Annotated in this window: 11 protein-coding genes; 4 read left to right on the top strand and 7 right to left on the bottom strand. The window is 47.3% G+C overall.

Features of this window, described 5'->3' with window-relative positions; genetic code table 11:
* Positions 1-121 precede the first annotated feature (121 nt).
* Entirely contained in the window at positions 122-1,165 is a 1,044-nt protein-coding gene (gene lipA / locus NK638_RS09750) for a lipoyl synthase (protein WP_274632866.1), read from the bottom strand.
* Between the two features lie 117 nt (positions 1,166-1,282).
* On the bottom strand, positions 1,283-1,693 hold the full coding sequence (locus NK638_RS09755; RefSeq protein WP_274632867.1) for a carboxymuconolactone decarboxylase family protein: 411 nt from the start codon (positions 1,691-1,693) through the stop codon (positions 1,283-1,285).
* 437 nt (positions 1,694-2,130) lie between these two features.
* Between NK638_RS09755 and acnB the strand changes: the two genes are divergently transcribed.
* The 3 genes from acnB (at position 2,131) to NK638_RS09770 (ending at position 6,201) form a co-directional block, all read left to right on the top strand.
* Positions 2,131-4,734, top strand: coding sequence for a bifunctional aconitate hydratase 2/2-methylisocitrate dehydratase (gene acnB, locus NK638_RS09760; RefSeq protein WP_201586058.1), 2,604 nt, complete (start codon positions 2,131-2,133; stop codon positions 4,732-4,734).
* Between the two features lie 184 nt (positions 4,735-4,918).
* Entirely contained in the window at positions 4,919-5,359 is a 441-nt protein-coding gene (locus NK638_RS09765) for a DUF805 domain-containing protein (protein WP_274632868.1), read from the top strand.
* Between the two features lie 215 nt (positions 5,360-5,574).
* Positions 5,575-6,201 carry a PACE efflux transporter gene (locus tag NK638_RS09770; protein WP_274632875.1) on the top strand — a complete coding sequence of 209 codons (627 nt, stop codon included), beginning with the start codon at positions 5,575-5,577 and terminating at the stop codon, positions 6,199-6,201.
* On the opposite strand, the gene NK638_RS09775 is transcribed toward NK638_RS09770, so the two are convergent.
* On the bottom strand, positions 6,082-6,879 hold the full coding sequence (locus NK638_RS09775) for an enoyl-CoA hydratase/isomerase family protein (protein WP_274632869.1): 798 nt from the start codon (positions 6,877-6,879) through the stop codon (positions 6,082-6,084). The two genes, NK638_RS09770 and NK638_RS09775, sit on opposite strands and share 120 nt — an antisense overlap.
* 392 nt (positions 6,880-7,271) lie before the next feature.
* Between NK638_RS09775 and NK638_RS09780 the strand changes: the two genes are divergently transcribed.
* Positions 7,272-8,084: an alpha/beta fold hydrolase gene (locus tag NK638_RS09780; protein WP_274632870.1), complete on the top strand. Its 813-nt coding sequence runs from the start codon at positions 7,272-7,274 to the stop codon at positions 8,082-8,084.
* Positions 8,085-8,222: 138 nt separating this feature from the next.
* Here the strand turns inward: NK638_RS09780 and NK638_RS09785 are convergent, their stop codons facing one another.
* The 4 genes from NK638_RS09785 to NK638_RS09800 all read right to left on the bottom strand — a co-directional run bounded on the left by NK638_RS09785 (position 8,223) and on the right by NK638_RS09800 (position 12,921).
* Positions 8,223-9,299 (bottom strand): HpcH/HpaI aldolase/citrate lyase family protein, encoded by a 1,077-nt coding sequence (locus tag NK638_RS09785; RefSeq protein WP_274632871.1) that lies wholly within the window; start codon positions 9,297-9,299, stop codon positions 8,223-8,225.
* 372 nt (positions 9,300-9,671) lie between these two features.
* A complete protein-coding gene (locus NK638_RS09790; protein WP_274632872.1) occupies positions 9,672-10,844 on the bottom strand; it encodes a cysteine protease StiP domain-containing protein in 1,173 nt (390 codons plus the stop codon).
* Positions 10,845-10,858: 14 nt separating this feature from the next.
* A complete protein-coding gene (locus tag NK638_RS09795) occupies positions 10,859-11,689 on the bottom strand; it encodes an HAD hydrolase family protein (RefSeq protein WP_274632873.1) in 831 nt (276 codons plus the stop codon).
* Complete coding sequence (locus tag NK638_RS09800; RefSeq protein ID WP_274632874.1) at positions 11,686-12,921, bottom strand: phosphoribosyltransferase domain-containing protein; 1,236 nt, start codon at positions 12,919-12,921, stop codon at positions 11,686-11,688. The genes NK638_RS09795 and NK638_RS09800 overlap by 4 nt, the downstream gene beginning before the upstream one ends.
* Between the last annotated feature and the right edge of the window lie 94 nt (positions 12,922-13,015).

Raw genomic sequence — 13,015 nt, forward strand, 5'->3', positions numbered from 1 at the left:
AGGACACACCCTAAGAGATTGGTTCATTTGTAAAATAAAAAAGGGTGAGTAACAAAATCTGTTACTCACCCTTTTTCTATTAAACTCACAGGTCAACGGTTGCTCAAACCTGATTCAAGCATTAACAACCAAGTTTACCCTCAGCCTCAAGCGCCTTTTTACTACGGATTGGCGCAGGGCAGTCTTCACCGTAGTACTGACGATCGGCAAAGTAGCTGGAGCGTACCATGGGACCGCCCCAAATGCTAAAGAAGCCAATCTTTTTGCCATAATCCATATAGCGCTGAAACTCGTCTGGATGCACGTAGCGATCAACAGGCGCATGATCCTTACTGGGCTGCAGATACTGACCGATGGTAATCATATCGACATCATGGGCTTTTAAGTCATCAAGTAGCGCATATACCTCTTCTTCGGTCTCGCCGAGGCCAACCATAAAGCCGCATTTGGTCGCGATATCAGGGCGACGCGCTTTGTACAGTTTAAGCAAATCGAGCGAATGCTGATAATCAGAGCCTGGACGGAAGGCTTTGTACAGACGCGGCACAGTTTCGATATTATGGTTAAAGACATCTGGCGGGGTTTCCGTCAATAAATCAAGCGCAATCTCCATACGACCACGGAAATCTGGCACCAATATCTCGATCAAGCAGTTTGGGCTTAGCGTGCGCGATTCGTTCAATACTTCTACAAAATGCCCAGCGCCGCCGTCCTTTAGATCATCGCGGTCGACAGAGGTGATCACCGCATATTTAAGACCCAAGCCTTGAATGGTCTCAGCAGTGTGGCGCGGCTCGTCTTTATCAAGCGCATTTGGACGACCATGACCCACATCACAGAACGGACAGCGACGGGTACAGATATCGCCCATGATCATAAAGGTCGCGGTACCATCGGCAAAGCACTGCGGCAGGTTAGGGCAGGCAGCTTCTTCACAGACGGTATAGAGCTTTTGTTCGCGCAGTGTGGCTTTGATACGTGCGACTTCCGCAGGGGAAGACATCTTGACCCGAATCCAGTCAGGCTTTTTTTTGGCCTCGACCGTTGGGATGACCTTAATGGGAATACGGGCAACCTTATCATAGCCACGTAGCTTTTCGCCTTGCACTGCTTTTTTGGGTTTGGCCTTGGCAGCAGGGACATAGGTTTGTACAGCAGTAGTCATAATCAATGATCTCTTAACCCTTTATAGTATAAGGGTTTATGGAATTATCAGTATGCTTTATAGGTGTCTTTATTATAGCAGATATTGTGCTCAGGGTTTATTATTCAACCCTTTGTGCTATGGCTTTTTATTTAAGTTATCAATATCTATACCCATCTCATTAAATACTTCGATAGCCGCGCGAAAAGCCTCTTGGGTAGCAGGCGCGCCGCAGTAGGGCAGGCTGTGCATCAGTACCTCTCGAATCTCGGCAACGCTCGCCCCGTTATTGATGGCACCACGAATATGGCCTTTTAGCTCGGTCGGGCTTTTTTGTGCGACCAAAAAGGCGATGGTGATTAAGGAGCGGTATTTGCGCGGTAATACCGAATCATCCTGCCACGTACTGCCCCAAGCATGCTCGATGATCCAGTCTTGCAGCGGCTGGGTAAAGCCAGTGGCATTATCTAATGAGCGTTTGACATGTGCTTCGCCCATCACTTCAGTGCGTACTTGTAGGCCGTTTTGGTAAGTGGTGTTGTCTGCCATATTGTGGTCGTCCCTGTTGTTGATTGTATGTGGTGTGGATACTTTAACTTGCTATCTCTGAGATTTTTCGCCGTGTTTTGTATTTAGGTGTATGCACAGTTTTTCAAGTCTGTGTTGCTCTATAAGCGGTCATCTGTACTTTTAAAATCGCGGTTGTTATGTCGTTGATGTTGATTATACAGGCAAAAAATGACCTCTAAGACAGCCGGTTATTTTTAGACAGATAAGGGGATAATCAGTCCTCTGATTGATGGTACTATTTTTATAATAAATGTCCAATATGGCCTTATTCTGAGCCTTTTAAAGCCATAGCCATTAACATTTAGAGCGTTTTAAGCTATGATTGCACGGATAATTATTTCATCTAGTACACAGACGCAGGCGGTCATGTTGACTCCCACGTATTGTGCTAACCCCAACTGACGAGGACGACTATTGTGTTAGAAGCTTATCGTAAACATGTCGAAGAACGTGCCGAGCTAGGAACTGTACCGCTACCACTGAATGAAAAGCAAGTAGCAGAATTGGTTGAACTATTAAAAAATCCACCAGCAGGCGAAGAAGCGTTCTTAATGAACCTGCTAGAAAACCGTATTCCTGCTGGCGTTGACCAAGCTGCTTACGTTAAAGCTGCATTTTTGGCTGCTATCTTAAAGGGCGAAACCTCATCACCACTTATCAGTAAGAAAAAAGCGGTCGAAATCCTAGGTACCATGCAAGGTGGCTACAACGTACAGCCATTGGTCGCCGCGCTTGATGATGAAGAGGTTGCTCAAGAAGCAGCTGATGCACTAAAGAAAACCTTGCTCGTATTTGACGCATTCAACGATGTCACCGAAAAAGCCGAAGCGGGTAACGCTTTTGCAAAAGAAGTAATTCAGTCTTGGGCTGACGCTGAGTGGTTTTTGAATCGCCCAGAAGTACCAAAGAAATCAACTTATACGACGTTTAAAGTCACAGGCGAGACCAACACTGACGACTTGTCGCCAGCACAAGACGCATGGAGCCGCCCTGATATCCCATTACATGCGCTTGCTATGCACAAAAACTCTCGTGACGGCATTACTGCTGACGAAGAGGGCGTGCGCGGTCCAATGAAGCTTATTGATGAGCTAAAAGAAAAAGGCCACCCACTTGCGTACGTTGGTGACGTTGTCGGTACCGGCTCTAGCCGTAAGTCTGCGACCAACTCAGTGCTATGGCTGATGGGCGAAGACATCCCGAACGTACCAAACAAACGCGGCGGCGGTCTAGTACTCGGTAACAACATTGCACCGATTTTCTTTAATACTATGGAAGATTCTGGCGCCTTGCCAATCGAAAAAGTAGCTGTCGATAAGCTAAACATGGGCGATGTGTTTGACATTTATCCACATGACGGCAAAATCACCAAGCATGACTCAGACGAGATCATCTCAGAGTTCAAACTAAACTCGCCAACGCTACTTGATGAAGTGCGTGCTGGTGGCCGTATTCCATTGATCGTTGGTCGTGGCCTCACCAACCGTGCGCGTGAGTACATGGGTCTGGGTCATTCAGACGTATTCGCAAAACCTGAAGAGCCAGCCGATACTGGTAAAGGCTTTACCCTTGCGCAAAAAATGGTCGGTAAAGCGTGTGGTCTACCAGGCGTACGCCCAGGCATGTACTGTGAGCCAAAAATGACTACCGTTGGTTCTCAGGATACTACAGGTCCAATGACGCGTGATGAGCTAAAAGACTTGGCATGTTTGGGTTTCCAAGCGGATCTCGTCATGCAGTCATTCTGTCACACCGCTGCTTATCCAAAGCCAGTTGACGTTGAGACTCAGCACACACTACCTGACTTTATCATGAACCGCGGCGGCGTGAGCTTACGCCCAGGTGACGGTATCATTCACAGCTGGTTGAACCGTATGCTACTGCCAGATACTGTGGGTACTGGTGGTGACTCGCACACGCGTTTCCCAATGGGTATCTCGTTCCCAGCGGGTTCTGGTCTGGTAGCCTTTGCTGCAGCGACTGGTGTTATGCCACTTGATATGCCTGAGTCTGTGCGTGTTCGTTTCGTGGGTGAGCGTCAGCCTGGTATCACCTTGCGTGACCTCGTCCATGCGATTCCTTACCAAGCCATCAAAGAAGGTTACTTGACGGTTGATAAAAAAGGCAAAATCAACGAGTTCAACGGTCGTATTCTTGAGATCGAAGGTCTAGAAGACCTAACTGCTGAGCAAGCGTTTGAGCTATCTGATGCCTCCGCTGAGCGTAGTGCTGCTGGTTGTACCATCACGCTATCTGAAGAGTCGGTGACTGAGTACCTAAACTCAAACATCACCCTACTTAAGTGGATGATCTCTGAAGGCTATGGCGATGCACGTACCATCAGCCGCCGTATCGAGCAAATGCAAGACTGGCTGGCAAACCCAAGCCTCATGCGTGCTGACGACGATGCAGAATACGCCATCGATATGACCATCGACATGAGCGAGATCAAAGAGCCAATCCTATGCTGCCCGAACGATCCAGACGATGCAAAAACTTTGGCTGACGTGGCTGGCGACACCATCGATGAAGTATTCATCGGTTCGTGCATGACCAACATCGGTCACTTCCGCGCGGCAGGTAAACTGCTACAAGACGTACCAGCAGGTAGCCTGAAGACGCGTCTATGGATCGCACCACCAACTAAGATGGATGCACGCCAGTTGATGGAAGAAGGTTACTACAACGTCTACGCACAAGCCGGCGCTCGTACTGAGATGCCAGGCTGCTCACTATGTATGGGTAACCAAGCGCGTATCGCACCGAAATCTACTGCGGTATCGACGTCGACTCGTAACTTCCCGAACCGTCTTGGTCAAGGCGCAAACGTTTATCTGGCGTCTGCAGAGCTTGCAGCAGTCGCGGCGGTACTGGGTAAACTGCCAACCAACGACGAGTATCAGCAGTACGCTGGCATGCTCAACAGCATGGGCGAGGAAGTGTATCAGTACATGAACTTCGATCGTATGGAAGAGTACACTGAAGAAGCAGATAAAATTAACGTTGCTCAGTTGACTTAATCTTTGCTTTCAAGCTAATTAATAAGATAAAAAGAAACTCCGTGTCAAAATGATGCGGGGTTTTTTTATGAAAATAAAATACCTTGAATAGTTTGCAAACTTTTTTTTGGAGTTTATACTTTAGTGAACTGGTCAAACTTTTGGTTGGCGACTTAACTCTTACAGATACATGAAGACAAACCCTATGGAAAATAGAAATATGCTCGATAAAGTAACGCCGCCACCTCTGCCAGATGCTGCGGTGAACAATCATAGTGCCGAAGCAAACTATGGCATACTCGATTGGTTTAAAAAATGTCTTAGAAATTATAGCAACTTCTCTGGTCGTGCTAGACGTAAAGAATATTGGTATTTTGTATTGGTACAAATGGGTTTGCTGTTTATAGCGATGGTGTTAGATAGCATGATATTTGATGCAGAAACAGGGCTGTTTTATATCGTAGTGGTACTTGGCCTGTTTTTGCCAAGCTTGGCGGTGACGGTGCGCAGGCTGCATGATACCAGTCGCTCAGGATGGTGGTTTTTCATCTCTATTTTACCTTTGATAGGATCTATCATCCTACTGGTATTTTTGGCGAGTGATACCAAGCCTGAAAGCAATCAATGGGGTCCACCCGCCAAATAAACGCTTCTGACCAAACGGTCGATAAGGGCAGCTGCTGATTTTTTTGTTATTTTAGGTATAATATAAGGGCAGGCGGAAACCGTGGCTCTGCACTTTCTTACTTTCTTACTTTGTTATCTCGGGACGGACCGAGACTTTAATTATGCACTTATCATTTAGGTGCTTTGGAGTCTTGGTTGATTACTTTATCCCCACTCAAACGTCGCATCGTATATGTGACTGTCTTTGAAATCATCGCGATTATCTCATCCACCTATATATTGATGATGCTCAGTGGTAGTGATGCCGCAGAGTCGTTACCAGTGGCGGTGATGGTGTCATTGGCGGCGGTGATTTGGAATTTTTTATACAATACCGTATTTGAAGCATGGGAGCGCCGCCGGCAAGTGGCAGCGCGTACACTGCTGATTCGTAGCGTTCATGCTGTTGGGTTTGAAGGCGGGCTGGTCTTGATTTGCTTGCCATTGTATATGCTTTGGTACGATGTTGGTTTGGTGGCAGCCTTTATGATGGAGGCGGCGTGTTATTGTTGTATTTCTTGGTATATACTTTTATATTTACCTTGGTATTTGACAAGATATTCACGTTACCACATCACTATAAGCCAGCTGCTACCTCTTCATAAAAGCTTGTGTTATCTCATTTCATCCAAAAAAGGCTGCCTGATGGCAGCCTTTTTGATGGTAGTACTTTTCGAGTGTTATCAGAGCCTTCCTAGTGGATTAGCGACCGATATAAACTGGTTTGCGCTTTTCAATAAATGCGGTAACGCCCTCAATGAAATCATCAGTTTTAGCCAATCTTACTTGTTGGTGTACTTCCATATCGAGCGCTTCATTTAGCCCTGCGTAGGCGTGGGTGTTTAGCATGTGTTTCATGCTGGATAATGCCTGAGCTGGCAGGGTGCTTAGACGAGAAGCGAGTTTTGCTACCGCATCATCTAATTCAGCAGGCGCCACAACTTGATTGACCAAGTTTAGCTCAGCCATGTCTTGCGCGCTGATTTTGTCGCCCAGCATCACAAGCTCAGTGGTCTTTGCAGGGCCTACCAGCTGGTTTAGTAAATATACACCGCCTGCATCAGGGACGAGGCCGATGTGGACGAACGCTTGCACAAATTTGGCGTTGTCGGCGGTGATACGAAAGTCACAGGTGAGTGCTAGGTTCATGCCTGCACCGGCCACCGCACCTTCTAATTTAGCAATAATCGGCTTATGAATATGGCGTAGCTTTAAGCTGACTTCGCCTGCGCCTTCGACCATACCCTTTATTTTGTTTGAGATGACGGTTTTGTCGATACCTTCAGACAGCATTTCTTTGATATCACCGCCGCTAGAAAAGTTACCGCCAGCGCCTTGTAGGACAATCACTCGAACGTCGTCATCAGCGTTGGCTTGCTCAAGGGCGGTCAATACGCTTTTTTTTAGTGGTGTGCTAAAGGCATTGAGACTCTTTGGGTCATTTAGGGTGATGGTGGCGATATGGTTTTCGCTTTGATACTCAACAATAGAGGATGACATTGGATTTCCTTATATGAATGGTCTTATGACGTTGGCTAATCGTATCGCTAGATGAATCAGAAGATAAATCAGACACATGGCTAGCAAGCTGCTCAATGAAACGGTGGTGTTCTGGCGTGCGTTACCTACGCCGCTCGATGCGACAACAAATAACTTATCATCTCGCGGTATCATGTATAGCGATTGACTATATTGGCTTGTAGCGTCCGCCTTTGTAGATGGCGGCGGCGTGGATCAGCGGCTTCGATTACTTACTATAGCAGCTTGTTCTGATTATAAAAGCAAGTTTTGTGGGCGCTAAAGACACGGCTATATAAAGGTCAAATATGCTAAACTGTCAAAACCCGAAATAAGTCACCAACCTCTCTTATTTATCAGACAAGGAAGTGGTTATGCCAACGATCCATATCAATAACACAGACATTTATTACGAAGACAGCGCGCCAAATGATACGCAAAAACCAGTCATGGTGTTTGCTCATGGTTTGTTATGGAATACGCAGATGTATGACAAGCAAGTGGCATACTTCCAAGAGCACTATCGCTGTATTGCTTATGATTTTCGTGGTCAAGGCCAATCGCAGATCACCAAGTCAGGCTACGATATGGACACGCTGACAGAGGACACATTAGCCTTGCTGGCGGCGCTACATATCGAAAAGTGTCATTTTGTCGGGCTATCAATGGGCGGGTTTGTGGCTCAGCGTATCGCCATAAAAGCCCCAGAGCGCTTACTATCACTTATCTTACTGGAGACGTCTGCCGATCCAGAAGACCCAAAAAACGTGCCACAGTATCGCAAGCTGGTCAAGGCCATACGCTGGATGGGTATCAAGCGCGTCAGTAATAAAGTGATGCCGATTATGTTTGGCAGTAGTTTTTTGGCAGACAAGTCGCGCAAGTCTGAGCGTAAAGAGTGGCTCACGATGCTACAAGGCAATCGTAAGGGTGGCGTCATCAAGGCGACGAAGGGGGTTATTGAGCGCTCAGGTACTTACGATCAGCTAGGTGCGATTACCACGCCGACCTTGATCGTCGTAGGGGATGAGGATGCGGCAACGCCGTATGAAAAGGCCGAGCGTATGCATTTTGCTATCAAAGGCTCAAAGCTTGCGATTGTCAAAGGTGCAGGCCATACTGCCACTGTGGAAGAGCCTGAGCAGGTCAATCGCATCATTGGCCAGTTTTTAGAGTGCTGCGCCTAATATTGCCTTAGCGTTTGCATTGGTACAACACCCAAAAAGCCGCTATCATAGCTGTGATAGCGGCTTTTTTGATTGATATGTGCGCGCCATTTATCTTGATTTTATCAGTGCATGTACAATAAAGACACGCCCCAATCTCTAGAGGCGAGCGCGATACTCGCTATTGCTATCATCTATCGTGCCAAACACCTCAGCGCGGTTGACGATCTCTGTCGCCCAAGCACGATGCGTGGCAGGCTCGAGCATGGTGTTGTTGTACTTAAATACCGCTTTGGCCTCGCTATGCAGTATCGCTTGTGCTTCATCTAAGGTGCTAAGAGAGACGCAGTACGCCTGCTGCACCAACGCAATTTGGCTTGGGTGTATGACGGTCTTGCCGACTAAACCCAAGCTGACATCGCGGGTCAGCTCTTGCATATATAGCGTTGGCTGATCTAGATACTCAAAGACGGGCGCTGTCAGATAAAACCCGTGCGGTACAAAGCAGCCGAGTAGCTGATAGGCCAGTGTGCCAATAGGGGTGTCATAGACGATGCTGTTTTTTGGGCGACGTAAGCGCAGCGCAGCAAATAAGTCATTGCCGCCGATACGTAGGGCAAAGACTGGCTGATTAAAGGCTTCTTTAAAGCCGATGGCCAGCTCTTGATTATGCCGCGGATCAAAGAGCGCTGCAGTCTCGAGCGTCGGCATCAACAGCTGGGTACTGCTAATATTTTGACAAGCCAGCCGCCAGTTGGACAAGCTATACATATCCACTTTTGGCAATACAAAACCATCGATAAGGTCGATATGAGCGTAGTCTGCGAGCTGTTGTAGCATCGCTGGGCTGCGCGGACGCACAAAGACCAAGGGGCGTGTCGGCAGCTGGGCGGGCGGCTGGGATTCTAGCGACGCTCGTTTGCAGGGCTGATTAATTGTATCGACATGCTCGGCCCACGTGTTTAGTAAGTCTTGTAAGCGCTCGAGTGCCAGCTCGACATCGCTATGACCGACAGCGTCCTCTAGACAAATGATAATACTATTAATCGTCGGTAGCTTGTCGCGTTTGATGACCTGCCAGATGTCTTGGCGCGTGGCCGGCATATAAAGGCTAGCACCGAGCTGATAAGGGTGATGCGTATGTGGTCTCACCATGGCATGGCGCTCGGTGATGAGGTGGGCATAAGATTGAGTATGCGCGTATCGGTTTGATTGGTTTGTGGGGATATCGGACATAATGGGCATCGTAGTTGTGATGAATAAAAGGGTAAAACGTTATCATCGTCTCACTCAAAAAAAACAATACAGGACGGCTGGCCTATGTTTTTACTTCTCACACGATAGGCTGAGTAAGCAAAAACGTAGACCAGCGTGGCGATGTTATTAGGATAGCGCTTTTTTAAACTGGCTTTAGCGTGTGTCTGCAACGGAACTATGAGGTTAAAAATGAGATATATTTTTGTCCAGCTAGGGTCAGCTCAAAGTTCATATCAGTATATTAGCTAAGAATGAGACACCGTTTGGCATAAATATAGCCATTTTTAACCCGTAAATCACGAAAGTTGTCATTGCAGACACGCCCTAGTATAAGCGATATGACTATGTATATTAACAGTCGTCTTTGCTGCGTTGTTTGATAAGAGTGATGGCGTGATAGGGTAGTATTTTATCACCTAATACACTGATATGAATATCTCGCTCGTGACATAAATGTCGTAATAGTAGCGTATCGGGATGATCGGCGCAGGCCAGCAAGATACGCTCAGGGTCTCGGCGTAGTATCGCTCTGGTAGCCTCGGCAATGGTTGGTTTGATGCGATTGCGGTTGGTGATGTGATAGTCGGCGGCAATGCTATCGATTAAACCTGCGGTCCGATAGCGTGGCTGCTGATACATCGGCAAGCACTGCATGGGGCGCTGGAGGGTTTGCCGCGCACGATCGATTTGCTCGATGAAGGCGAGGCTGTGATCGATAGCGACTAAGTTATCATAAAAAATAGCGCGATGTAGACCTGACTTTGGATCAGTATAAAGCGAGCGCGAGATCAATCCAGATACCGTACTGTTTAATAGTCCAGATGGTATCAGCCAGTCCTCCTCGCTCGCAGCTAACCAAGCGACGCCAGCGGGATCGGCAAGGGTAAGTAGCGGTATAACACTCTCACCTTGATGAAAAATGTTAGCAAAATTGACGTGGTTATCATCATTAAATGGATTTAGGCTACGCGCTAGCTCTTGATAGATAGCGCCTTTGCCGGTCCAACCATCAACGAAAACGATAGGGCTATCAGGATGGCTGTCCAATATGAGCTGCAAGGCGACTGGATCAAGACCACGATCGCGAATGATACTCATGCCATAGTGTTTAGATGGCAAGGCATAAGCGCTATTGGTATCCGCTAAAGCGCGCTGTAATAGCACACCAATAGGCAGTCCGGCTCTGACTAAACTGACTAATATTAATGGGTTTTCGCTACTAACGGTTTGTTTAAAAGTCTGCTGTAAGGAGTAAGCCAAATTAGCAATATCGCTAGCCATGCGCGCTTTACCTTGCTCAAGCGCTTGCAGATATAGCTGCTCATGCTTAGCAGTTGGTGCTTGCTCTAAGGTGAGCATATCGGAGTAGTGCCGCTGCCCACTTTGGATCAGCGCTTCCTTTTTGCTGACCGGTACATCAGCGACCGCGTCTTTGTCAACGACATCTAGGAGCACCGTGACATCATCAGCTAAATAGCTGCCTGAGCCAAATCTCTGTAAGTCTTTTGTTCTAGCTTTCGTCATTGCAGGCTCTATAGTTATTTTAAATGTTGAGGATTATATTGATCATGTAGCTGACCATGATTGGGCATCCCGTACCAGTCTAGTAGCTGCAAAAACGGCAAATCGGCTAAGCTATCACCAAAGCCAAAGCTTGGCCTGCTGCTCTCTAAATGCTGCTCTAGCAAGAACTCTACCGCATGACGCTTGTGCACAGCATGCGGCAAAATGGCTAAGTTATTTGCATTGACATGCATATAGAAGTCTTGATCAAAGTTTCGTATCAATTTAGGCAACTGCTCAGCGAGCTGTATCAGAGCTTGATGATGTTTTTGCGCGTGTTTGATAGCAAGATAGATGGTCAGTTCTTTGTTTTCAGTGCCGTTATTAAAATGATCCGTATGCGCGGCAAACTTTAAATGGCTGTTGTCGCTGCTGCTGTGCTGAGTAAATACCGCACTTAGCTGCGCCAGCTTGTCTTGCAGAGGCAACAGTGCGTCATATATATGCTGCTGCCATGTGCCCAGTGGCTCGCCATTAGGGCTTAAAATAACCGCGCCGTGGGTGAGTATTTGCCAGCTATCAAACGGCAGTCTCACCCGTTTGATCTCTTTGCGATCGCGGGCAGTGACCACTATCAACTCAGTACTCGCTAATAACCAATTAACAAAGCTTGCTTGTCGCTGACTCATAAAGCTCAGCGGCTCGCCCTGTTTATTGACACTCGCACACACTAAGTTTTCAGCTTTGGACGTTGGCAAGTTCCAAGCATCTATTTTGCGCTGCGTCTGAAATAGCGTATCGTCTAAATCCATGAGCGCGTAGGGCTTTATTATATCAGGACTCGCTTGAAAGAAAGAGGTAGTCATAGATCTGCCCCTACAATCAATACATTATCTAAACCTTGCCACATACTATCAACGCTATCGCTAGCGGTCTCTACACATAGCACAATCAAGTCCCAGTCTTTTGGCTCGACGTTATATACAAAGTTAGTCATGCCAAGACCATAATGATCACGAAAGCTTAGCATCGTACTGATCGCGCCGCCAAGAGCAATCGGTGAGCGTGTCAGCGCGCCAAATTTGACGGTAGCTTGCGTTTGGCTTTCTAGCCACTCTGCCAACAAAAACGGCAACCAAACAAACTCATTACTGCCTAATACCAATATGCGCGCAGGCCACTGAGGCAGGCTAGGCGATACCTGCTCACGAAAGCGTGTAAATACCGTTTGGAAGTGCGCCAAATAACGATCAAACCCCTCTGTACTATCGAGCGTTGGGAAGCGCCCCCAATTGCCTGTATTACCCAACGGCTGGCTACCAGCTTCGGTGGTATCGACGGCTGGCATCATAATCGGTTCAGGATTGGGGGCATCTGTCCAAGTCCACGCGCCAGACAATAAGTGATGACGATAAAAATCAATATCAGGCAGACGGCTAGATATAGCGTCCGCAGTATCCGTGGTTGCTTGCTGTTGATTGAGTGACCAATCAACCAGCGTGGTTAGATGTACTTGCTCTAACTGACTAAGTCCAGCTTGACGTAGGGCAGTGACGACATTGACGCAGGTGTTGCCTGTCGAGGCCTCGTCATCGACCATAATAAGCGTTTTACTCGCAAGTAATTGTGCTTGCGTTGCTTGCTCTGCACTATGGTAAATCAGGTGCTGGCTGGCATGACTATGATCTTCGCTAAAGGTAGTGAATAACGCTTCGTCATTGTCTTCGTTATGCTGGGCGTGACGGGTGGAGTTGAGTAGCAGCGCGTTGGGATAACGGGTTTGCAGCGCTTGATGCACGCCTGCTGATAGACCCACCGCAGTCTCCGCCATACCAATCACCAAAATAGGCTCAGGCAAATGGCTGGGAATCAACGCGGCCAAATCAGTAAAAGCGGTACGCATGGTGCTGGGAGCGACAGGAATATGGCGACCTAAGACTTTTGAGACAAACAAAAATGCGCGCTTAGGATTGATGCGCTGAGCAAAGCCCAATAAATCATTTAATTGATACGCTGCATGGCCGTTATGGCTATTGGTCTGATACGTGAGATCAAGGATACCGCGAGGTAGCTCGATGGTGGTACGCTGCTTTGGCATTCATTTTCCTTTTAGGGTTATTCAAATATACTTAGGTTTATATTTGATTTTTATATAGTCAATTGAAAATAAAACTTTTATATAAACTTAAACG

Origin of the sequence: Psychrobacter sp. A3 (assembly GCF_028823565.1) — a bacterium.
GTDB classification, from domain to species: Bacteria; Pseudomonadota; Gammaproteobacteria; order Pseudomonadales; family Moraxellaceae; genus Psychrobacter; species Psychrobacter celer.